This is a genomic window from Mesorhizobium sp. M6A.T.Cr.TU.017.01.1.1, assembly GCF_004023115.1.
GTDB classification, from domain to species: Bacteria; Pseudomonadota; Alphaproteobacteria; order Rhizobiales; family Rhizobiaceae; genus Mesorhizobium; species Mesorhizobium mediterraneum.
On the sequence record NZ_RZTA01000061.1, the window covers coordinates 15,718 to 36,881 of the forward strand.

Annotated in this window: 25 protein-coding genes and 1 tRNA gene; 23 read left to right on the forward strand and 3 right to left on the reverse strand. The window is 63.4% G+C overall.

The window, feature by feature from the left end; all coding sequences use genetic code 11:
• The 13 genes from glyA (at position 1) to EOB36_RS19640 (ending at position 11,200) form a co-directional block, all read left to right on the forward strand.
• The gene (gene glyA / locus EOB36_RS19575; RefSeq protein WP_029353390.1) at positions 1 to 1,314 is read left to right on the forward strand and encodes a serine hydroxymethyltransferase; all 1,314 of its coding nucleotides are present in this window, start codon (positions 1 to 3) and stop codon (positions 1,312 to 1,314) included.
• 85 nt (positions 1,315 to 1,399) lie between these two features.
• Positions 1,400 to 1,981 carry a hypothetical protein gene (locus EOB36_RS19580; protein WP_128285500.1) on the forward strand — a complete coding sequence of 194 codons (582 nt, stop codon included), beginning with the start codon at positions 1,400 to 1,402 and terminating at the stop codon, positions 1,979 to 1,981.
• Positions 1,982 to 2,131: 150 nt separating this feature from the next.
• Complete coding sequence (gene nrdR / locus EOB36_RS19585) at positions 2,132 to 2,623, forward strand: transcriptional regulator NrdR (protein ID WP_095485765.1); 492 nt, start codon at positions 2,132 to 2,134, stop codon at positions 2,621 to 2,623.
• Positions 2,624 to 2,625: 2 nt separating this feature from the next.
• The gene (gene ribD / locus EOB36_RS19590) at positions 2,626 to 3,756 is read left to right on the forward strand and encodes a bifunctional diaminohydroxyphosphoribosylaminopyrimidine deaminase/5-amino-6-(5-phosphoribosylamino)uracil reductase RibD (RefSeq protein ID WP_128285494.1); all 1,131 of its coding nucleotides are present in this window, start codon (positions 2,626 to 2,628) and stop codon (positions 3,754 to 3,756) included.
• Entirely contained in the window at positions 3,756 to 4,373 is a 618-nt protein-coding gene (locus EOB36_RS19595) for a riboflavin synthase (protein ID WP_128285495.1), read from the forward strand. The genes ribD and EOB36_RS19595 overlap by 1 nt, the downstream gene beginning before the upstream one ends.
• Before the next feature lie 59 nt (positions 4,374 to 4,432).
• On the forward strand, positions 4,433 to 4,630 hold the full coding sequence (locus EOB36_RS35985; protein WP_126106898.1) for a DUF1778 domain-containing protein: 198 nt from the start codon (positions 4,433 to 4,435) through the stop codon (positions 4,628 to 4,630).
• 83 nt (positions 4,631 to 4,713) lie between these two features.
• Positions 4,714 to 5,208: a 6,7-dimethyl-8-ribityllumazine synthase gene (gene ribH / locus EOB36_RS19605; protein WP_127290691.1), complete on the forward strand. Its 495-nt coding sequence runs from the start codon at positions 4,714 to 4,716 to the stop codon at positions 5,206 to 5,208.
• Positions 5,205 to 5,705 (forward strand): transcription antitermination factor NusB, encoded by a 501-nt coding sequence (nusB, locus tag EOB36_RS19610; protein ID WP_095485769.1) that lies wholly within the window; start codon positions 5,205 to 5,207, stop codon positions 5,703 to 5,705. The genes ribH and nusB overlap by 4 nt, the downstream gene beginning before the upstream one ends.
• On the forward strand, positions 5,702 to 6,922 hold the full coding sequence (locus tag EOB36_RS19615) for an MFS transporter (RefSeq protein ID WP_095485770.1): 1,221 nt from the start codon (positions 5,702 to 5,704) through the stop codon (positions 6,920 to 6,922). The genes nusB and EOB36_RS19615 overlap by 4 nt, the downstream gene beginning before the upstream one ends.
• A 251-nt stretch (positions 6,923 to 7,173) precedes the next feature.
• Complete coding sequence (locus EOB36_RS19620; RefSeq protein ID WP_128285496.1) at positions 7,174 to 8,085, forward strand: ABC transporter substrate-binding protein; 912 nt, start codon at positions 7,174 to 7,176, stop codon at positions 8,083 to 8,085.
• Positions 8,086 to 8,337: 252 nt separating this feature from the next.
• Positions 8,338 to 9,504 carry an ABC transporter permease gene (locus tag EOB36_RS19630; RefSeq protein ID WP_128285497.1) on the forward strand — a complete coding sequence of 389 codons (1,167 nt, stop codon included), beginning with the start codon at positions 8,338 to 8,340 and terminating at the stop codon, positions 9,502 to 9,504.
• Positions 9,501 to 10,439, forward strand: a complete 939-nt coding sequence (locus tag EOB36_RS19635) for an ABC transporter ATP-binding protein (protein WP_095485774.1) — start codon at positions 9,501 to 9,503, stop codon at positions 10,437 to 10,439. Before EOB36_RS19630 ends, EOB36_RS19635 begins: the two co-directional genes overlap by 4 nt.
• Positions 10,436 to 11,200, forward strand: coding sequence for an ABC transporter permease (locus tag EOB36_RS19640; protein ID WP_095485775.1), 765 nt, complete (start codon positions 10,436 to 10,438; stop codon positions 11,198 to 11,200). The genes EOB36_RS19635 and EOB36_RS19640 overlap by 4 nt, the downstream gene beginning before the upstream one ends.
• 24 nt (positions 11,201 to 11,224) lie before the next feature.
• Here EOB36_RS19640 and EOB36_RS35775 read toward each other — a convergent pair whose 3' ends face one another.
• Complete coding sequence (locus EOB36_RS35775) at positions 11,225 to 11,350, reverse strand: hypothetical protein (RefSeq protein ID WP_281035494.1); 126 nt, start codon at positions 11,348 to 11,350, stop codon at positions 11,225 to 11,227.
• 312 nt (positions 11,351 to 11,662) lie between these two features.
• Between EOB36_RS35775 and EOB36_RS19650 the strand changes: the two genes are divergently transcribed.
• Positions 11,663 to 13,804: a sodium-translocating pyrophosphatase gene (locus tag EOB36_RS19650; protein ID WP_095485777.1), complete on the forward strand. Its 2,142-nt coding sequence runs from the start codon at positions 11,663 to 11,665 to the stop codon at positions 13,802 to 13,804.
• Between the two features lie 307 nt (positions 13,805 to 14,111).
• Here the strand turns inward: EOB36_RS19650 and EOB36_RS19655 are convergent, their stop codons facing one another.
• A complete protein-coding gene (locus EOB36_RS19655) occupies positions 14,112 to 14,654 on the reverse strand; it encodes an outer membrane protein assembly factor BamE (RefSeq protein ID WP_126106893.1) in 543 nt (180 codons plus the stop codon).
• A 114-nt stretch (positions 14,655 to 14,768) separates the two neighbouring features.
• Between EOB36_RS19655 and EOB36_RS19660 the strand changes: the two genes are divergently transcribed.
• The 7 genes from EOB36_RS19660 to EOB36_RS19690 all read left to right on the forward strand — a co-directional run bounded on the left by EOB36_RS19660 (position 14,769) and on the right by EOB36_RS19690 (position 19,631).
• Positions 14,769 to 15,311 (forward strand): ubiquinol-cytochrome C chaperone family protein, encoded by a 543-nt coding sequence (locus tag EOB36_RS19660; RefSeq protein ID WP_095485779.1) that lies wholly within the window; start codon positions 14,769 to 14,771, stop codon positions 15,309 to 15,311.
• 7 nt (positions 15,312 to 15,318) lie between these two features.
• Positions 15,319 to 15,867, forward strand: coding sequence for a YceD family protein (locus tag EOB36_RS19665; protein ID WP_128285498.1), 549 nt, complete (start codon positions 15,319 to 15,321; stop codon positions 15,865 to 15,867).
• 130 nt (positions 15,868 to 15,997) lie between these two features.
• The gene (gene plsX / locus EOB36_RS19670; RefSeq protein WP_095485781.1) at positions 15,998 to 17,068 is read left to right on the forward strand and encodes a phosphate acyltransferase PlsX; all 1,071 of its coding nucleotides are present in this window, start codon (positions 15,998 to 16,000) and stop codon (positions 17,066 to 17,068) included.
• Between the two features lie 9 nt (positions 17,069 to 17,077).
• A complete protein-coding gene (locus EOB36_RS19675) occupies positions 17,078 to 18,049 on the forward strand; it encodes a beta-ketoacyl-ACP synthase III (RefSeq protein WP_095485782.1) in 972 nt (323 codons plus the stop codon).
• A gap of 105 nt (positions 18,050 to 18,154) precedes the next feature.
• Positions 18,155 to 18,478, forward strand: coding sequence for an integration host factor subunit alpha (locus EOB36_RS19680; RefSeq protein ID WP_095485783.1), 324 nt, complete (start codon positions 18,155 to 18,157; stop codon positions 18,476 to 18,478).
• 195 nt (positions 18,479 to 18,673) lie between these two features.
• Positions 18,674 to 19,216 (forward strand): MerR family transcriptional regulator, encoded by a 543-nt coding sequence (locus tag EOB36_RS19685; protein ID WP_095485784.1) that lies wholly within the window; start codon positions 18,674 to 18,676, stop codon positions 19,214 to 19,216.
• Positions 19,217 to 19,292: 76 nt separating this feature from the next.
• On the forward strand, positions 19,293 to 19,631 hold the full coding sequence (locus EOB36_RS19690) for a hypothetical protein (RefSeq protein WP_127290701.1): 339 nt from the start codon (positions 19,293 to 19,295) through the stop codon (positions 19,629 to 19,631).
• A 55-nt stretch (positions 19,632 to 19,686) separates the two neighbouring features.
• Here EOB36_RS19690 and EOB36_RS19695 read toward each other — a convergent pair whose 3' ends face one another.
• The gene (locus tag EOB36_RS19695; RefSeq protein ID WP_128285499.1) at positions 19,687 to 19,962 is read right to left on the reverse strand and encodes a hypothetical protein; all 276 of its coding nucleotides are present in this window, start codon (positions 19,960 to 19,962) and stop codon (positions 19,687 to 19,689) included.
• A gap of 456 nt (positions 19,963 to 20,418) precedes the next feature.
• Between EOB36_RS19695 and EOB36_RS19700 the strand changes: the two genes are divergently transcribed.
• Positions 20,419 to 20,703 carry a helix-turn-helix transcriptional regulator gene (locus EOB36_RS19700; protein WP_126107521.1) on the forward strand — a complete coding sequence of 95 codons (285 nt, stop codon included), beginning with the start codon at positions 20,419 to 20,421 and terminating at the stop codon, positions 20,701 to 20,703.
• A gap of 180 nt (positions 20,704 to 20,883) precedes the next feature.
• Positions 20,884 to 20,960, forward strand: a tRNA-Pro gene (locus EOB36_RS19705).
• Positions 20,961 to 21,164: the final 204 nt, after the last annotated feature.

A 21,164-nucleotide genomic window follows, 5' to 3' on the forward strand; every position in this document is an offset into this window, starting at 1 on the left:
ATGGCAACAGCAGCGGCAGTGTCGAACAAATTCGAATCCTTCTTCGAAACCACGCTTGCCGATGCCGATCCGGAGATTTTCGGCGCGATCCGCAATGAACTTGGCCGCCAGCGCCACGAGATCGAGCTGATCGCTTCGGAAAACATCGTCTCCCGTGCCGTGCTGGAGGCGCAAGGGTCGATCATGACCAACAAGTATGCTGAGGGCTATCCGGGCAAGCGCTACTATGGCGGCTGCCAATTCGTCGACGTGGCCGAGGAACTGGCCATCGAGCGCGCGAAAAAACTCTTCGGCTGCAACTTCGCCAACGTCCAGCCGAATTCCGGCAGCCAGATGAATCAGGCGGTGTTCCTGGCGCTGCTGCAGCCCGGCGACACCTTCATGGGCCTCGACCTCAATTCCGGTGGCCACCTGACGCACGGCTCGCCGGTCAATATGAGCGGCAAATGGTTCAAGGTCGTTTCCTACGGCGTGCGCAGGGACGATCATCTGCTTGACATGGATGCGATCGAGAAGACCGCCCATGAGACGAAGCCGAAGCTGATCCTGGCTGGCGGAACCGCCTATTCGCGCGTCTGGGACTGGAAGCGCTTTCGCGAGATCGCCGATTCGATCGGCGCCTATCTGATGGTCGACATGGCGCATATTGCCGGCCTGGTCGCCGGTGGCGTGCATCCGTCGCCGCTGCCATACGCCCATGTGGTCACCACAACCACGCACAAGTCGCTGCGTGGCCCACGCGGCGGCATGATCCTGTGCAACGACGAGGACATCGCCAAGAAGATGAATTCGGCGGTGTTTCCGGGCCTGCAGGGTGGCCCGCTGATGCATGTCATCGCCGCCAAGGCGGTGGCCTTCGGCGAAGCGCTGAAGCCAAGCTTCAAACTCTATGCCGAGAGCGTCGCCGCCAATGCCAAGGCGCTCGCCTCCAGCCTGCAGGAAACCGGTCTCGACATCGTCTCCGGCGGCACCGACAACCATCTGATGCTGGTCGACCTGCGTCCGAAGAACGCCACCGGCAAGCGTGCCGAGGCAGCGCTTGGCCGCGCCAACATCACCTGCAACAAGAACGGCATCCCGTTCGATCCCGAGAAGCCGTTCGTCACCTCGGGTGTGCGCCTCGGCACGCCGGCCGGCACCACGCGCGGTTTTGGCCAGGCCGAGTTTCGCGAGATCGGCAAGCTGATCGCCGAGGTGCTGGACGGGCTCAAGGCCGCAAATTCCGACGAGGGCAATGCGGCCGTCGAGGCCGCGGTGAAGGCGAAGGTGGCCGCGTTGACGGACCGCTTTCCGCTCTATCCATATCTCGGCTGAGCCCACGCAAACTGTCATCCCTTATCGGCCGTAGGAGAAGCACCGTTCCAGCGGGGACGGAGTCCGGACAGGAGCCCTGACGATGATGCAGATTTTCCGTGTCGCTGGCTTTGGCGCGCTTGGCGTGTTGGCCACATTGACCATCTTGCCGCTGTCCGTCGCCTTGGCACAGTCCGCGCCGACCCCAGCCGCACCGAAGACGGAAACCTTCGGCAAATGGTCCACCACCGTGGACGAGATCGATACCGGTGAGGATCTGCGCAAGACCTGCGTCGCCTCGACCGCCTTTCTCGACGCGAGCGGCACCAGCGGCACTCTCACGCTCGCCATCTCGAACGGTGATGTATTGCCGCCCGATGGCTATCCGACCCTTGTCATCGCCATGAAAAACAAGGACTTGCCCACCGGCGAGAACATTCCGGCGGTGTTCGGCGACAGCAACGGCAAGGTCAAGGCGACCGTCAATGCTCTTGCCGGCGGGAAATGGATGTTGAACAACAAGACTGAGACCAGTCTGGCGCTGCTGCGTGCCATGCGCCGCGCCGGCGCACTCGATATCGTCTTCGCCGACAACCCAGTCGCAACCGTATCGATGGACGGCTTCACCAAGGCCTATCGCAGCCTCGGCGTATCCTGTGAATTCCCGACCGGTGACGTCGCGCCGTAATCGGCCGGCGTTGCTGTCTGGCATGATGCTGGCAATTTTCCTCGCGCCTCGCTATCTCTGAGGCGCGAGAGGCCATCCCCGGTGCTTTGCCATCCCGACAAAAACCTCTAAGCCTTTCGCTCCACGAGAATCGCGAACACAAGGCTCTCCATGCGCTGTCCCTACTGCCAGTCCGAAGATACGCAGGTGAAGGATTCGCGCCCCGCCGAAGATGGCGCGGCGATCCGCAGGCGGCGCGTCTGCCCCGATTGCGGCGGTCGCTTCACCACCTTCGAGCGCGTGCAGTTACGCGACCTCGTGGTGGTGAAGAAGTCCGGACGCAAGGTGCCGTTCGACCGCGACAAGCTGCTGCGCTCGGTCGAGATCGCGGTGCGCAAGCGCAATGTCGATCCCGAGCGCATCGACCGCGCGGTGACCGGCATCGTGCGCCAGCTCGAAAGCTCGGGTGAGACCGAGGTCGCCTCGGGCGAGGTCGGCCGCCTGGTGATGGAGGCGCTGAAGTCGCTCGACGACGTCGCTTATGTCCGCTTCGCCTCGGTCTATCGCAATTTCCGCGAGGCCAAGGATTTCCACGACGTCCTGGGCGAACTGAAGGGCGACGAGCTCAAGGGTGACGAGCTCAAGGAAGAGGACGCCGGCTGAGCATGGCAAGGCCCGGGCGCAGTCAAACCGAACAAGAGGTTCTTGATCGCCGCTTCATGGCGGCGGCACTCAGGCTGTCGCGGAAAAACGCCGGGCGGACCTCGACCAACCCTTCGGTCGGCACGCTGATCGTGCGCGACGACGGCACCGGGCCGATGATCGTCGGCACCGGTGTCACCGCTGTCGGTGGCCGGCCGCATGCCGAAACCGAAGCGCTGGCCGAGGCCGGCGAGCTGGCCCGCGGTGCCACCGCCTATGTCACCCTGGAGCCCTGCGCCCATCACGGCAGCACGCCGCCTTGCGCCAATGCGCTGGTCAATGCCGGCGTCGCGCGGGTGGTTGGTGCTGCGAGCGACCCAGATCCACGCGTGTCCGGCAAGGGCTATGCGATCTTGCGTGCCGCCGGTGTCGAGGTGGTCGAAAAGGTGTTGGTGGCAGAAGCCGCCGAGCAGATGGCCGGCTATCTCATTCGATCTCTCAAGAAGCGCCCGGAAGTGATTCTGAAACTTGCACTTTCCAGCGACGGAAAGATTGGCATGGAAGGCGAGGGGCAGGTCTCGATTACCGGCAACATCGCTCGGCGCGAAGTCTATCTGATGCGGGCCGAAGCCGACGGCATATTGATCGGCATCGGCACGGCGCTGGAGGACGATCCGGCGCTTACGGTGCGGTTGCCGGGGCTGGAAAACCGTTCGCCGGCGCGCATCGTGCTCGACCGCCAGATCAGGCTGCCGGAAACGTCGAAACTGGTCGCCGGCGTCGACCGGGTTCCGCTCTATGTCGCCGCCTGGGCCGAAGCCGATCCGCAGCGGCGTGCCGCGCTCGAACGCGCCGGCGTGCGCTTCATCGGTACCGAGACGTATGAAGGCAATATTGCGCTGCCGGAACTGCTCGAGGATCTGGCCGCGCTCGGCATGGCGAGCGTGCTGGTCGAGGGCGGCGCCAAGGTGGCCAAAGCCTTCCTCGCCGAAGGGCTGGTCGACCGCATCGTGCTGTTCCAGGGGCCGGAGCCGATCGGTAAGCGCGGCATTGCATCGCCCATCGACGCCAGCCATATCCCAGCAGGATTTCGCAAGTTGCGCGACATGCGTTTCGGCGAAGACAGCTACGCCGAGTGGATAAGGGATTTTTGATGTTTACCGGGATTGTCACCGATGTCGGCACCGTCGCTGCCGTCAAGCCGCTGAGGGAAGGGGTCGGCTTGCGTATAGACACCGCTTATGACCCTGAGACGATCGCCATCGGTGCTTCGATTTCTTGCGGCGGCGTCTGCCTGACGGTGACGGGGCTGCCGGAAAGCGGCGCCAACGCGCGCTGGTTCGAGGTTGAGGCCTGGGAAGAAGCACTCAGGCTGACGACAGCCATGGCCTGGAAATCCGGCACGAGGATCAATCTGGAGCGAGCGCTGAAGATCGGCGACGAGCTTGGCGGCCACATTGTATCAGGTCATGTCGACGGCACGGCCGAGATCGTGGCGCGCAAGGAGGAAGGCGATGCCGTGCGCTTCACGCTGGAAGCGCCGCGCGACCTGGCCAAATTCATCGCGCCCAAGGGCTCCGTCGCGCTCGACGGCACCTCGCTCACCGTCAACAAGGTCGAGGGCACCCGCTTCGACGTGCTGCTGATCCATCACTCGCTGACGGTGACAACCTGGGGCGAACGCCAGGTCGGTGACCGAGTCAACTTAGAGATCGACACCATGGCCCGCTATGCGGCGCGGCTAGTGGAGGCGGCGAAAGAGGGGCTTTAGAAATTTCTTCGCAACCCCGAGCGATAGCGGTAGACAGTCGTCAGGAGAACGGAACGGCTATGACTTCGCTTGAATGCCGACCTTTGCAGCTATCTGATCGGGACCGCCAGGTTTTCGTGGATGCTCTTCTCAAGCCGCAGCCGGTCAACGATCGTTTGCGCGACACGGTGCGCAGATATCGGCGGGCTACTTGCTCTCGGGAGGCGGGCTCTGAATTTGTCGGGCCGAAAGACTTGCCTCCGGCACGGCAGGAATAGCCGAGCGCCTAGCAACATTCCAACATCTTCGCTTGCGATCAAACCGGCTTCGGCCTAAGTCACCGGCGATCCCGGAGACATCTATGGCTGGCACATCCCAACACGGCAAAGCGTTCATTCGCCCGAAGAAGAAGGCCCACCTTCTTGTCATCGAGGCGCGCTTCCATGACGATCTTGCCGACGCGCTGCTCGAAGGCGCGACAACCGCGCTCGATGAAGCGGGCGCGACATACGATGTCGTCACCGTTCCGGGCTCGCTCGAGATTCCCGCGGTGATTTCTTTCGCGCTCGACGGCGCCGCCGAAGGCGGGCCAAGCTATGACGGTTTTGTCGCCCTCGGCACCGTCGTGCGCGGTGACACCTATCATTTCGACATCGTCGCCAATGAATCGAGCCGTGCCCTGATGGATCTCTCCGTGCAGGAAGCGGTCTGCATCGGCAACGGCATCCTGACCACCGAAAACGACGAGCAGGCCTGGACGCGGGCCAAACGCTCGGAAGGCGACAAGGGCGGCTTTGCCGCGCGTGCGGCGCTGACTATGATTGCCCTCAAGCAACAGTTGGGAGAGCGATCGTGAGCGAACCCGCATCACCCGGCCAGCCCGCGGCACGCCACGCCAACAAGCGCGGTGCTGCCCGTCTGGCCGCCGTGCAGGCGCTCTACCAGATGGATGTGGCCGGCAGCGGCGTCTTCGAGATCACCGCCGAATACGAGGCGTTCAGGCTCGGCAAGGAGGTCGACGGCGCCCTGTATCGCGAGGCCGACGCGCAATGGTTTCGCGCCATCCTCGCCGGCGTCGTCGAGAACCAGAAGACCATCGACCCGATCATCCGCCAGGCGCTGACCGAGGACTGGCCATTGTCCAGGCTCGATTCGACGCTGCGCGCCATATTGCGCGCCGGGGTCTACGAGCTGATGAAGCGAGAGGACGTGCCGGTGGCTGTCATCGTTTCGGAATATGTCGATATCGCCAAGGCGTTTTACGAAGAAGACGAGCCGAAGCTGGTCAACGCGGTGCTCGATCGCGTGTCGCGCCGGGTGCGCGGCGAGGGGCGTGGCAAGGACGCTTCATGACGGCCATTGCTATCGCCGAGGCTGGTAGGGAAGCGCGTCGAACCGCGTTCATCCTTGCGGCCTCGCAGGCCATCATCGGCTCGGCCGCGCCTATCGCCATTTCCCTGGGTGCGCTGGCCGGACAACATCTGCTCGATGCGGACAAGTCGCTGGCGACGGCGCCGGTCACGGGCTTCAACGTCGGCGTGGCGCTCGGTTCCCTGCCGGCGGCAGCCATCATCCGCTGGCTCGGCCAGCGCGACGGTTTCATGGCCGGCACGATTATCACTGCGCTGGGTGGACTGGTCGCCACACTGGCGCTGTTCCACCCCAACTTCTGGCTGTTCGCCTTCGGACTGGCTGTGATCGGGGTGGGCGGTGCCTTCGTCCAGCAGTTCCGTTTCGCTGCCGCCGACAATGCGACGCCGGAGTTCAAGGCGCGCGCCATCTCCTTCGTGCTGGCCGGCGGCGTCGTCACCGCCATACTCGGGCCGCAGATCGTCATCTTCACCCGCGATCTGTTCTCGCCGGTGATGTTTGCCGGCTCGTTTGCATCCATCCTGGTGCTGGCCGCGGTCGGCGCCGCCATTCTCTCTTTGCTGCGCATTCCGGCCAAGGCAACTGGCAAAGTGGAGATCGCCGACAGCGACGCGCGGCCGCTCTCCGAGATCGTCACCAGGCCGCGTTTCGTTGCGGCGCTGTTTTGTGCCGTCGGCAGCTACGCGCTGATGAGCTTCGTCATGACCGGCGCGCCGCTGGCCATGGTCGGCTGCGGCCTGTCGACGGACGATGCCACGCTCGGTATTTCCTGGCATGTCATGGCGATGTTTGCGCCGAGCTTCTTCACCGGGTCGCTGATCCACCGCTTCGGCGCCGAGCGGATCGTGGCGGCCGGACTGGTGTTGCTGATCGGCTGCGCCGTGGTGGCGCTGTCGGGCTTGGCGCTGTGGCAGTTCTGGACGGCGCTGATCCTGCTCGGCCTCGGCTGGAATTTCGGCTTCATCGGCGCCACCGCCATGGTGGCCGACAGCTATCGGCCGTCCGAGAAAGGCAAGGTCCAGGGTTTTCACGACTTCGTCCTGTTCGGCTCCGTCGCCTTTGCTTCGCTGATGTCGGGTGCGGTCTACAATGCCTGGGGCTGGGAAATGCTCAACTGGATCATCTTCCCTGTCGTCGTGCTGTGCTTCGTGGCTCTGGGCGCATTGAAGATGACGAGCGCGCGGCAGACCAGCGCATGACCCCGAACCGAAGGTTCGGAAAGGATCATGCGCAAAATCAAAAGTGCTACAGCGTCCTTGCGCGTCCAAACGGACGCGCGGCGCTGTAGTGACATGACGCTGTCGGGACGAGGCAGCAGCGGATTCACCCGCATCCGAACAAAATTATTGCGCCCATCCCCCCTCTTATGAAACCGTGTACCCCGACGAGGCATTGAAGCCATGCTCATATGCGGCAGCCGTAATCCGGTTCTCAGCAAGGGATTTGTGAAATGTTTTCAGTCAAGGTTCTGGCCGGCGCGGCACTGGCGCTCGGCATCACCGCGGCCTCGGCGAGCGCTCAAGTGGTCGTGTCGTCGAAGATCGACACCGAAGGCGGCGTGCTCGGCAATATCATCCAGCTGGTGCTGAACGCCAACAACATCCAGACCACCGATCGCATCCAGCTCGGCGGCACCCCTGTGGTGCGCAAGGCGATCACCGCCGGCGAGATCGACATCTATCCGGAATACACCGGCAACGCCGCCTTCTTCTTCGAAAAGGCCGACGATCCCGTGTGGAAGGATGCGGCGAAAGCCTATGAGACGGCCAAGAAGCTCGACTACGACGCCAACAAGATCGTCTGGCTGTCGCCATCGCCGGCCAACAACACCTGGGCGATCGCACTGCGCAAGGATGTCGCCGACACAAACAAGCTGGCGACGCTGTCCGACTTCGGCAAATATGTCTCCGGCGGCGGCCAGGTGGTGCTGGCGGCCTCGGCCGAGTTCGTCAATTCGGCCGCCGCGCTGCCGGCCTTCCAGACCACTTATGGTTTCACCCTGAAGCCGGACCAGCTGATCACGCTGTCCGGCGGCGATACGGCGGCGACCATCGCCGCTGCGGCGAACCAGACCAACGGTGCCAACGCCGCCATGGTCTACGGCACCGATGGCGGCATCGCGCCGTCCGGCCTGGTCGTGCTCGACGACGACAAGGGCGTGCAGCCGGTCTACCAGCCGGCGCCGATCATCCGCGAGGCGGTGCTGAAGGAGCATCCCGAGATCGAGACGCTGCTGAAGCCGGTCTTCGCCAAGCTCGATCTCGTCACCCTGCAGGAACTGAACGGCCGCGTGCAGGTCGGCGGCGAGCCGGCCAAGGGCGTCGCCGAAGATTTTTTGAAGAAGAACGGGTTTCTGAACTAGTCAGCCCGTTTGGAAAATGACGCCGGTGCGAGGCGCCCCCCTCTGGCCTGCCGGCCATCTCCCCCACACGGGGGGAGATTGGATGCACGCTCGGCTTCCGCCAATCGCCAACGGGGAAGATGGATCGGCGGCAATGAAGCTGCCGATCTCCCCCCAAGTGGGGGAGATGTCCGGCAGGACAGAGGGGGGCGCGACGGAGCACGACGGTCCTGACGTCAGGTCCTCAAGTCGCCGCCATCGCATAGGTACGTCATGACCATCCGCTTCGACAAGCTCGGCGTGGTCATCGCCGTGATCGTTGCCTATGCTGCTTTCGCGGCGCCCTTCGCCACCTTCCGCGCCAACCGCATCGTGCCAGGCGAGGCACGCTCGATCCTCGACGCTCTGCCTGCGGTGACAGGCCCGCTGCTGCTGGCAATCGTGCTTATCGCGGCGGTCATCGCGCTGTTGAAGACACCGCTGATCCTGCGCCTTGCCGCAAGTGTGGCCGCGCTTGCAGCACTGGCGCTGCTGATCGGGGTCGCCGGCAGCTTCCTGACGCCTGAGGGCAACACCTTTGCCCGCATCTCGCCGGCCTCGGGTTTCTGGCTGCTCATCTTCGCCTTTACGCTTTTGCTCGCCGATGTGCTGACAAGGCTGAACCTGTCGCCAGGGGCGCGGATCGGCGTGCTCGTCGTCGCGACAGCGGCGATCGGCCTGCTGCTGGTCTCGGGAAGCTGGAACAGCCTGTCGATCCTCAAGGAATATGCCAACCGTGCCGACAGTTTCTGGGCGGAAGGCTCCAAGCATGTGACGCTGGCGCTGGGGTCGCTGGCGGCGGCGGTGATCGCAGGCCTGCCGCTCGGCATTCTCTGCCACCGCGTCGAGAAATTGCGGGCCGGCGTGCTCAACGTGCTGAACATCATCCAGACCATTCCCTCGATCGCGCTGTTCGGCCTGCTGATCGCGCCGCTCGGCTGGGTCGCGACGCATGTGCCCGGCGCTGCCTCCCTCGGCATTCGCGGCATCGGCACCGCGCCCGCCTTCGTCGCCCTGTTCCTCTATTCGCTGCTGCCGGTGGTGGCCAACACCGTGGTCGGTCTTGCCGGCGTGCCGCGCGCCGCCAACGACGCCGCGCGCGGCATGGGCATGACCGAGCGCCAGCGCCTGTTCGGCGTCGAATTTCCGCTGGCTTTCCCGGTGATCCTCACCGGCATCCGCATCGTGCTGGTCCAGAACATCGGCCTTGCCACCATTGCCGCGCTGATCGGCGGCGGCGGCTTTGGCGTGTTCGTGTTCCAGGGCGTTGGCCAGACGGCGATGGACCTGGTGCTGCTCGGCGCCATACCGACGGTGGCGCTCGCCTTTGCCGCCGCCATCATCCTCGACGCGGTGATCGAGATGACCTCCACCAAGAGACGCGAGGCACAACCGGCATGATCGAGATCGAAGGCATTACCAAGCGCTATGATGCGACAACGGTGGTCGACGACGTGTCGATGGTGATCGAGCCGCGCACCATCGCCGTCATCGTCGGCACTTCCGGTTCCGGCAAGACGACGCTGCTTCGCATGATCAACCGGCTGGTCGAGCCGACCGCGGGCGTGATCAAGCTCGACGGCGCCGACAACCGCTCGCTGCCCGGCTATGAGCTGCGCCGCAGCATCGGCTACGCCATCCAGGGCCACGGGCTGTTTCCGCATCGCACGGTGGCGCAGAACATCGCCACCGTGCCGGTGCTGCTCGGCTGGGACAAGGCCCGCATCAAGGCCCGTGTCGACGAGTTGATGACGCTCTACCAGCTCGATCCCCAGGCGTTCGGGCCACGTTATCCGCACGAGCTCTCCGGCGGTCAGCAGCAGCGCGTCGGCGTCGCCCGCGCCCTTGCCGCGGAGCCTAACGTGCTGTTGATGGACGAGCCGTTCGGCGCGCTCGACCCGATCATCCGCAACAAGGCGCAGGAGGATCTTCTGGCGATCCAGAAGCGCTTCGGCACCACCATCATCCTCGTCACCCATGACATGGAAGAGGCGGTGCATATGGGCGACAAGATCGCGGTGATGGATGCCGGCAAGCTGGTGCAATATGCCAAGCCCGCCGAGATCCTGGCGAGGCCGGCCAGCGCTTTCGTCGAGAGCTTGGTCGGTGCCAGCGAAAAACCGTTCAGGCTGCTGTCGCTCGGCCGCGTGCGCGACGCCGTCGAGAAGGGCGGCGCCGAGGGCGAGGCGATCCCCGGCGACGCCAGCCAGCGCGATGCGCTGGCTGAGCTGCTCTGGTCGGGCCGCCCGGCGCTGCCGGTGAAAGGCGCCGACGGCAAGCCGCTCGGCCGCGTGACGGTGGACGGATTGGTGAAGCGCGCGGCGAGGCCGGCATGAAAGAGGCTGGCTTAAAAGCTTGGCTTCCATCGCTGCTCAGGCTTGTCCTGGTGGTCTTGCTCATTGCCTTCGTGACCAATCCCGATTGGTTCGAGCCGCTGCTGAAGCCGCTTACCGAGAACAACGCGCCAGTGATCTACAACCAGGGAAGCCTGCTGTCGCTGACGCTGCTGCATCTGAGGACCGTGCTGATCGCCACGGTGGCCGCGACCATCGTTGCTGTGGCGCTCGCCATCCTGGTCACCAGGCCAGCCGGCGTCGAATTCCTGCCGCTGTCGCGCAGCCTGGTCAATATCGGCCAGACCTTTCCGCCGGTGGCGGTGCTGGCGCTTGCCGTGCCGGCCGTCGGCTTCGGCGAGAAGCCGACGCTGATCGCGCTGTTTCTCTACGGCCTGCTGCCGATCTTCGAGAACGCGCTGACCGGGCTGACGACGCTGCCTGTCAACGTGGTCGAGGCGGCGCGCGGCGCCGGCATGACCGGCTGGCAAAGGCTGGTCAAGGTCGAGCTGCCGCTCAGCGCGCCGATCATTCTCGGCGGCATCCGGCTGTCGGTGGTCATCAGCCTCGCCACCGCGACAATCGGCTCGACCGTGGCGGCCAGGACGCTGGGCGAGGTGATCATCGCCGGTCTGTTGTCGAACAACCTCGCCTTCATCCTGCAAGGCGGCCTGATCGTCGCCGCCCTTGCTGTGCTGATCTATGACGGGCTGTCGGCGATCGAGCGCTACACCGCGCGCCGCATGGGCCAGGGGACGGCGTAGCGCCTTGGGCGAGGGTCGTTCGCTTCAGTGTCCGCCCGAACGCGCCGGGTGATCGAGCGTCACCTCGAGCGTGGTGCCCGTCTCGCCCGAAATCCAGCGGCGGCGGACGATGGCGAAATCATACTGTCCAGCGTCTGGAACGGCCAGCAAAAGGCTTTCATGTTCTACATGACCATGCTGGCGGTGCTGATCTTCGCGTCCAGCCGGACGGCGACCTGCGCAAAGACTGACGCCCGCCAGCCGATTTCAATCGATCTAATCGGGCGGCGGCGCCGACGGGCGTGTCGCCGCCCATAGCTTTTGGGCGAAAGCCGGGCAAAAACCGAACAATATCTTGACGTTCACTGCCCTGTTTCGCATAAGCCGGTGCGAAGGGAGCGGATTCCGCGCGCGGAATCCGCTCCCTGTCTCAACGGCCCAGGGAGGGGTTCTTTTGGGTCATCAATCGAGGAAAATCCGGCAATGACCATAATTTCAGCTGTCATCGCCTGCGGTCTGCTTTCAGTCCTTTACGCCATCTGGGCGACACGTTCGGTCCTCGCGGCCGATCAGGGCAATGCACGCATGCAGGAAATTTCCGCGGCCATCCGCGAAGGCGCCCAGGCCTATCTGGCGCGCCAGTACACCACCATCGCCATCGTCGGTGTCGTGGTCCTGCTGCTCGCCTGGTGGCTGCTTTCGATCACCGCCGCCATCGGCTTCCTGATCGGCGCCGTTTTGTCGGGCGCCGCTGGCTTCATCGGCATGCACGTCTCGGTGCGCGCCAATGTGCGCACCGCGCAGGCGGCTTCCAACAGCCTCGCTGCCGGCCTCGAGATCGCCTTCAAGTCGGGCGCCATCACCGGCATGCTGGTCGCGGGCCTAGCGCTGCTCGGCGTCTCGATCTACTACCTGATCCTCACCCACTTCATGGGCCTTCAGCCCAACGACCGTGTCGTCATCGACTCGCTGGTTTCGCTCGGCTTCGGCGCCTCGCTGATCTCGATCTTCGCCCGTCTCGGCGGCGGCATCTTCACCAAGGGCGCCGACGTCGGCGGCGATCTCGTCGGCAAAGTCGAAGCCGGCATTCCCGAAGACGATCCGCGCAATCCGGCCACCATCGCCGACAACGTCGGCGATAATGTCGGCGACTGCGCCGGCATGGCCGCCGACCTGTTCGAGACCTATGCGGTGACGGTGGTCGCCACCATGGTACTCGCCGCAATCTTCTTCGGCGGCACCGCCGTACTCGGCGCCACGATGCTCTATCCGCTGGCCATCTGCGGCGCCTGCATCCTGACTTCCATCGTCGGCACTTTCTTCGTCAAGCTCGGCTCCAACGGCTCGATCATGGGCGCGCTCTACAAGGGCCTGATCGTCACCGGCCTGCTGTCCATTATCGGCCTCGGCGTCGCCACCTCGGTAACACTGGGCTGGGGCGAGATCGGCACGGTCGCCGGCATGGCCATCACCGGCAGGAACCTGTTCATCTGCGGCCTGATCGGCCTTCTGGTGACCGGCCTCATCGTGGTGATCACCGAATACTACACCGGCACCGACAAGCGCCCGGTGAACTCCATTGCCCAGGCTTCGGTCACCGGTCACGGCACCAACGTCATCCAGGGCCTTGCGGTCTCGCTGGAATCGACGGCGCTTCCGGCGATCGTCATCGTCGGCGGCATCATATCGACCTACCAGCTCGCCGGCCTCTACGGCACGGCGATCGCGGTCACCACGATGCTCGGCCTCGCCGGCATGATCGTCGCGCTCGACGCCTTCGGCCCGGTCACCGACAATGCCGGCGGCATTGCCGAGATGGCCGGCTTGCCCAAGGAAGTGCGCCAATCCACCGATGCGCTCGACGCTGTCGGCAACACCACCAAGGCGGTGACCAAGGGGTACGCCATCGGTTCGGCCGGTCTCGGCGCGCTGGTGCTGTTCGCGGCCTACTCTAATGACCTGAAGTTCTTTGCCGCCAATGGCGACAAATATCCTTACTTCCAGGGCATGGGCGAAGTCTCCTTCGACCTCTCCAACCCTTACGTCGTCGCCGGCCTGATCTTCGGCGGCCTAATCCCCTATCTGTTCGGCGGCATCGCCATGACGGCGGTCGGCCGCGCGGCAGGCGCCATCGTCGAGGAGGTGCGCAAGCAGTTCCGCGAGGATCCGGGCATCATGGCCGGCACGTCGAAGCCGAACTATGCGCGTGCGGTCGACCTTCTGACCAAGGCGGCGATCCGGGAAATGATCATTCCGTCGCTGCTGCCGGTGCTCGCGCCGCTGGTCGTCTATTTCGGCGTGCTGCTGATCTCGGGCTCGAAGGCGTCCGCCTTTGCAGCGCTCGGCGCGTCGCTGCTCGGCGTCATCGTCAACGGGCTGTTCGTCGCCATCTCGATGACCTCTGGCGGCGGCGCCTGGGACAATGCGAAAAAATCGTTCGAGGACGGCTTCACCGACAAGAACGGCGTCAAGCATCTCAAGGGCTCCGAGGCGCACAAGGCCTCGGTGACCGGCGATACGGTCGGCGATCCTTACAAGGACACCGCCGGCCCGGCGGTCAACCCGGCGATCAAGATCACCAACATCGTCGCCCTGCTGCTGCTGGCGGTGCTCGCGCACGGCTGAGGCCGCTCAGAGCAATTCCAGGAAAAGTGTGAAGCGGTTTTCCGTCCGGAATTGCGCAAAAACAAAGAGATAGAGCGGTTCGGCGTTTCCGTGAAACGATGAACCGCTCTAGCCCCAGGGCCGAAATCCAGACCGAACCCGCGGGAGCGATCCCGCGGGTTTTTCATTTTTGAATGTTTCGCGTGGCCTGCGACAATGGCTGCTGCCTCAAAACGAAAACCCGCAGGATCGCTCCCGCGGGTTTTCTGTCGCCTGAGATGTTGCTGCTTCCAAGGAAGCAAAAGAGAGGAAGAAAGGCCGAAAGGAATCAGCCGCCGGGCATGCCGCCGCTACCGCCGGGTAGGCCGGGCGCCAGCTTGCTGGCGCCGTTGATGATCTGGCTGAGGAAGTTCTGATCCTTGCCGCCGGTCGGCGTGGTCCGCGAGATGAAGTCGAACACCTTGCCGTCCTTCAAGCCGTAATTGGCGATCTGGGTAACGCGCCCGTCCTCGCCGAAATAGACGGCCAGCACCTTCTGGTCGACCAGCCTCGGCTTGTCGAAGGCGACGTAACGCTTGCGCGTCTGTGAGATGTAGTAGAAGGCCTCGTTGTCGAAAGTCGCCTTCGTCGATGGCGTGCCGAGCGCCAGAAGCACCTGTTCGCGGCTCGAGCCGACCGGCACCAGGTCGATCGCCTGCTGGTCGATGACGTAGCCCTGCGTCAGCGTCTCGCTCGGATTGAGATCACCGATCATCTTCGACGAGTTGCAGGCGGAAAGCGCCGAAGCGAGCACCAGCAGCGAGATTGCGCCGGCGGACCTGGACAAAGCGGGCCTGGGCAGAAAAGTCGACTTGAATTTCAGCGCGCGCAACTACAACTCCATTAGCTGGCCGCAACTTGCGCTGGGCCGCAAAACCGGTAAACCAGCTTGCTCGCCGATGCAACAAGGCCAATTCAACAAACGGTCCCCGGGAGACCACCCTCAATGTTCCAGCGCCTTTTTGGTCGCGAACGTCACGCCAACCGCGCTATCACCGAGGCGCTTTACGCACAAATCGTGGCAGCGGCGCGGCAAACCGTGTTTTATTCCGACTGGAATGTACCGGACACGCCGCTTGGCCGCTTCGAGATGCTGTCGCTGCACATGTTCCTGTTTCAGCACCGGCTGCGCGGCGAGGGCGGCGTTGCCGGGGAGGTCGCGCAGGTGCTGATCGACGAGTTCTTCATGGATGTCGAGCATTCGCTGCGGGAACTGGGCGTCGGCGACGTCGGTGTGCCGAAGCGCATGAAGAAACTGGCGAAGATGTTCTACGGCCGCACCGCCGCTTATGACGATGCGCTGGAGCGAAATGACCACGACGCACTTTCTATTGCCCTTGCCCGCAATGTCAGGCCCGATGCCGGCGCCTGGCCGCAAGCAACGGATCTGGCCGGCTACGTCGCCGATGTCTCCAGGCGACTCGCGGAACAGCCGACCGAATCGATTGTTTCCGGCACGGTGGCATTCCCCGTCCCCAAGACTATCTAAGGAAAAGATGAAACACGCCGATTCCCAGAGCCCTGTGTCCTTCCTGGCCAATGTCGCCCGGCTGCCGCAAAAGGGGCTGCCGGTGGTGATCGAGGCCCACGCCGCGCAACGCGCCGCGCTGGCGGGCGAGCACGAGCTGCTCTCGGTCGAGAACTACCGCGCCGAACTCCTAGTGACGCCATGGAAGCGCAACGGCGTCAAGGTTAGCGGCCGCGTCGAGGCCGACATCACCCAGGCCTGCATCGTCACCCTCGACCCGGTCGCGGCGCATATCGACGAGGCGGTCGACGGGTTGTTTCTGCCGGAGCAGTCCAAGCTCGGGCGGCAGGGTTTCGAGGGCGGCGGCGAGATACTGCTCGATGCCGAAGGGCCGGACAGCCCGGAGACGTTTTCCGGCAATACGATTGATGTCGGGGCGCTTGCCGAGCAGTTCTTTGGACTGGCGATCGATCCCTATCCGCGCAAGCAAGGCGTTTCGATGGAGGCTGCCGACGATGCCGGGACTGAGGAAAGCGAATTCCAGCAAAAGCTGCGTTCCCTGCTGGGAAAATCCTGAAAAGCCGACCCAATCGGAGAAAGCCGGTTGTGCGGCAGCCCAAAAACGCTATTTTCGCCGAACCTTCGCGAGCCCCAAACCATTGCCAGCGCCAGGCGCTCGCTCAAGCAAACTGTGAGATGAATACCGCGTGATCAGGATTTCCATCGATGCCATGGGCGGCGATCACGGACCAAGCGTGGTCATCCCGGCGCTCATGACGGTCGCGACCCGGCGTCCCGACATCCGTTTCGTCATCTATGGTCGCGAGGAGGCGGTGCGCCCCGAGCTCGCAAAATTCCCCAAGCTGGCGGAAGTGAGCGAGTTCATCCATTGCGAGATAGCAGTCAGGATGGACGACAAGCCGAGCCAGGCGCTGCGCCATGGCCGCTGGAAGTCGTCGATGTGGAAAGCCGTCGAGGCGGTCAAGGCAGGCACCGCCGACGCCTGCATCTCGGCCGGCAACACCGGCGCGTTGATGGCGATGTCGAGGTTCTGCCTTCGCACCATGGCGACCATCGACCGCCCGGCGATCGCGGCGCTCTGGCCGACATTGCGCGGCGAAAGCGTGGTGCTGGATGTCGGCGCCACCATCGGCGCGGATGCGCATCAACTGGTTGATTTTGCCATTCTGGGCACCGGCATGGCGCGCTCGGTTTTCGGCATCGAACGGCCGAGCGTCGGCCTGCTCAATGTCGGCGTCGAGGAGATCAAGGGCCAGGAAGAGGTCAAGGAGGCGGGCCGCATGTTGCGCGAAGCCAACATGGCCTCGATGAACTACCATGGCTTCGTCGAGGGCGACGACATCGGCAAGGGCACGGTCGACGTGGTCGTCACCGAAGGATTTGCCGGCAATATCGCGCTGAAGACGGCGGAAGGAACGGTACGACAGATCGCCGGTTACCTGCGCGCGGCGATGAACCGGACGCTGATGGCTAGGATTGGCTATATGTTCGCCAAGGGCGCCTTCGATCGCCTGCGCGAGAAGATGGATGTCGGCCGCTCCAATGGCGGTGTTTTCCTGGGGCTGAACGGCATCGTGGTGAAAAGCCATGGCGGGGCCGATTCGGACGGCTTTGCGGCGGCGATCGAGCTTGGCTACGACATGGTGCGCAACAATCTGCTCGATCGCATCGAAGCCGACCTCGACCTGTTCCATGCGCGCAATCCGCATGCCCAGACATCTAGGAAATCCGACGTCGTTGCCGACGCAGAGGAATAGGAAAGAGCCTTGATCAGATCAGTCGTGCGCGGCACAGGCGCCGCGCTGCCCCGCCGCATTATGAAGAATGCCGATTTCGAAGGCATGGTCGAGACGTCTGACGAATGGATCGCCCAGCGCACCGGCATCCGCCAGCGCCATATCGCGGCCGACGACGAGACGACGGCTTCACTGGGCGAGGCGGCGGCGCGCGCGGCGCTGGCCAATGCCGGCCTGACGCCAGCCGATATCGACTTGATCGTGCTGGCGACGTCGACGCCCAACAACACCTTTCCGGCGACCGCTGTCGAGATCCAGAACCGGCTCGGCATGCATCACGGCTTCGCCTTCGACATGCAGGCGGTATGCTCGGGCTTCGTCTACGCGGTGACGACCGCCGACCTCTATATCCGTGGCGGCCTGGCAAAACGCGTGCTGGTGATCGGCTCGGAAACCTTCTCGCGCATCCTCGACTGGAGCGACCGCTCGACCTGCGTCCTGTTCGGCGACGGCGCCGGCGCGATGGTGCTGGAAGCAGGAGAGGGGGCGGGCAGCATTGCTGACCACGGCGTGCTGGCGGCCAGCCTGCGCTCCGACGGGGCCCACAAGGACAAGCTGTTCGTCGACGGTGGACCATCGACCACCGGAACGGTGGGCCATCTCAGGATGGAGGGCCGCGAGGTGTTCAAGCACGCGGTCGGCATGATCACCGACGTCATCGAGGCGACGTTCGCACAGGCCGGCATCACCGCTGAGGATCTCGACTGGTTCGTGCCGCATCAGGCCAACAAACGAATTATCGACGCTTCCGCCAAAAAGCTCGGGATAGCAGAGCAAAAGGTGGTGGTCACGGTCGATCTGCACGGCAACACCTCGGCTGCTTCCGTGCCGCTGGCTCTGTCGGTGGCCGTCGCCGACGGCCGCATCAAGAAGGGTGACCTGGTGCTGATCGAGGCGATGGGCGGAGGCTTCACCTGGGGCGCGGTTTTGGTTCGCTGGTAAGTTTGCCGAACTGACAGGTTCGGTCCTTGACCTTGCCGGATCAATTACTTAGGCTCTATCTTTGCTTGTATCGATTTATATTTTTGAGCTGATGGGACGGTTCGCATGGGGGGAAAGACACTTACGCGCGCCGATCTTGCTGAAGCCGTTTATCGCAAGGTCGGCTTGTCGCGTACTGAATCGGCCGAGCTCGTCGAAGCGGTTCTGGATGAGATTTGCGAAGCGATCGTTCGCGGTGAGACGGTGAAATTGTCGTCGTTCGCGACGTTCCATGTCCGCTCCAAGAACGAGCGCATCGGGCGCAATCCCAAAACCGGCGAGGAAGTGCCAATCCTGCCGCGCCGCGTGATGACCTTCAAATCATCGAATGTGCTGAAGAACCGCATCCTGCGCGCCCATCAGAACAGCAAGGCCAAGGGCAGCAAATAGCGCCTGCGCTTCAAAGCCCGGTTGAAAACGATCGCCCGCTTTTACGCCGGGCTTGAATATTGTTTCATAAACCGCTGAAATAAGGCCCGATTCGGCAGAACAAGCCGGATTGGAATGGTTCTTTGTTGAGCATGATCTTGCCCGAAAACCGATTCCCACCTTTCGGGATCATGCTCCAGCGTGAGGATTTCGCCCATGGACAAGAGCCCCGATGCTTTCCGCACCATCAGTGAGGTCGCAGAAGATCTCGACCTGCCGCAGCACGTGCTGCGTTTCTGGGAAACGCGTTTCAACCAGATCAAGCCGATGAAACGCGGCGGCGGCCGCCGCTACTACCGGCCGCAGGATGTCGAACTGATCAAGGGCATCCGCCATATGCTCTACGACCAGGGCTATACGATCAAGGGCGTGCAGAAGCTGCTGCGCGAGAACGGCAACCACTTCCTGGTCGCCATCGGCAATGGCGACATGGCGGCCGTCGAGGCGATCTCGCAACGCCGGCAGGCCGATGCGGTGCCGCTGACGCCGGCGGCCCAGCCGCGCGGCGCCGATGATGAGATGCTGGTCGGCGAGCCCAAGGTGAAACCCAGCCGGCGCTTTTTCGGTCTGGGCAAAACCGACGACGAAGGTCCGGTGCAGCCGGGCACGTCGAAACTCTCGCGCGACAATCGCGCTTTGCTGCAGGAAGCACTGTTCGACCTTCTGGAGTGCAAGCGCCTGCTCGATCAGGTGCGCTAAGAGCCGATCGATCGCCGGCAGAACCGGAACTGCTTCCGGAATCATGCGTTCCTCCCGGAAAGGAAGGAAGCATATCATGGTATCATTTTCGACCCTCTCCGACATCGACCTTGAAAAGCAGGTCGCGGCCCTCTCCAGGGAACTGGCGGCGCTGAGGAAAGCCGTGTCCAGGCGGGGCAGCGCCTACTACGAGGACGGGCGTGACACAGCGTCGGACTATTATTCGGATCTTGCCGAGCGCTTCAGCGAGGCGCTGCCTGTGATCAGGAGGCAAAGCAGGGTGATAGAAAAGTCAGCCCGCGAGCACCCGGCGACAGCGGCCGCTGTCGGGCTGGTTGTGGTCGGCCTCGTCGCCAGCCTGCTCCTCAGCCGACAGCAGAAAACGTCGCGAGCGACGTCGAGATCGGCACGTTGAGGCAAAAGAAAGTGGCGGCCATCCCGTAGACAGCCGCCACTTTCGTCGAGGTGGATCAGCGCGCGAGCTTGAGCCTGTTGTTCGGGCTGACCTGGGCGGTCTGGCTGCATTTGCCGTAGACAGTGCCGTTGGAATCGGTGGCATCCGTGTATGTGCCCTTGCAGTCGAGCTGCAGCACCAGGCAATGACCCGCGCCCTTACAAACCGCGCCGCCGCCGCTCGGATGCGTGCCGTCGGCGAAGGCCGAGTTCGGAACGGAAATCGAGCTGAAGGCCGAGACGACGATGGCAGCGGCGAGCGACAGGCGCTTGATGTTCGAGATATTGGTCATTTGAGCATTTCCTTCTCTTGGATCGAGGATCGCCGTCCTGGCGTCCTTCCGGTTGGGGAGCGCCTTTCTTGGCGTCCATGCCGTCTTGGTGCGGCTCGGAGAGGAAAGGTTCACGCGTCAGTTCAAAAAAATGGCAGCTGCTGACGCGTTCTGCGCTTGGGTCAAGCTCCCGCCGCTGTTTCGATCCTTCCAAAACGACTGGCGTGCCGGCGACAGTCACCTAACGAGCGAGCGGCTTAGTCGAAGAATTCGACGATTGGCCAGTCGAAGAACCTGATCGGGATGGCGCCCCGCGCCGGCGCCGCTGAGACCGATGCCGGGGCCGCGCCGGTCCGGCATCACGATGCCGTGACGGTTCCTTTGGTGCTTGGCAAATCGTTAATGACCGGGCATTGTCGCGACCGTCCCAGGCAACATCATTATTTGATCAAACTCTTTCAGACCACGGAGTTGCCAATGTCCCAAATAGCAAAAAAAGAACCCTTCTCCGAACTGGCGGCAATCGAAGCTGCGCCTGATCACAGCGCCCTCAGAACCATCCGGGAAACCAGGGGATACAGCATGGAAGAGCTGTCTCTGACGTGTGGCCTGTCAATCAATGAAATCGCAGACATCGAGAGCGGCAAGGATGCCGATCCGTCGAAGCTTCGACGAATAGCCTCTGCGCTTAGGCTTCCGGAAAACGCGCTGATCAATACACCCGTGCTGACACAATCCGCGGAAAATCGACCCGTCTCATAGCAGCGACGCCAGAGCATCAAACCATACGAGTAAACGAGCGTGATTCTGGATTTGAAGTTCCTGAGTGCTGACGACATGCAACAGAGCAGGAACTTCAAATCCATCACGCCGGGCATCGGCGTGACGGCCGCCGAATTCGGTTGACCCGAACCGGGTTATCACGATACATCGCGACCGGTCCGGAGTGTAGCGCAGCCCGGTAGCGCACTTGACTGGGGGTCAAGGGGTCGTCGGTTCGAATCCGGCCACTCCGACCAATAAGCCCTTGAAAGATAAGGCTTATTTGAAATCCGGGAAACTAACCAAGACGCGAAAACGGAAAAATGGGCCCACTCTGGGCCCAGCACGGCAAGCCGCAAAGGCCAAATAGCCGCAGGCGCCAATTGGGGTCATGGTGACGATTCGGCCTCGCCGTGGCATCCTTGCGCCATGTCGACGCAAGCTCGCCTCCGCCCCGCCCC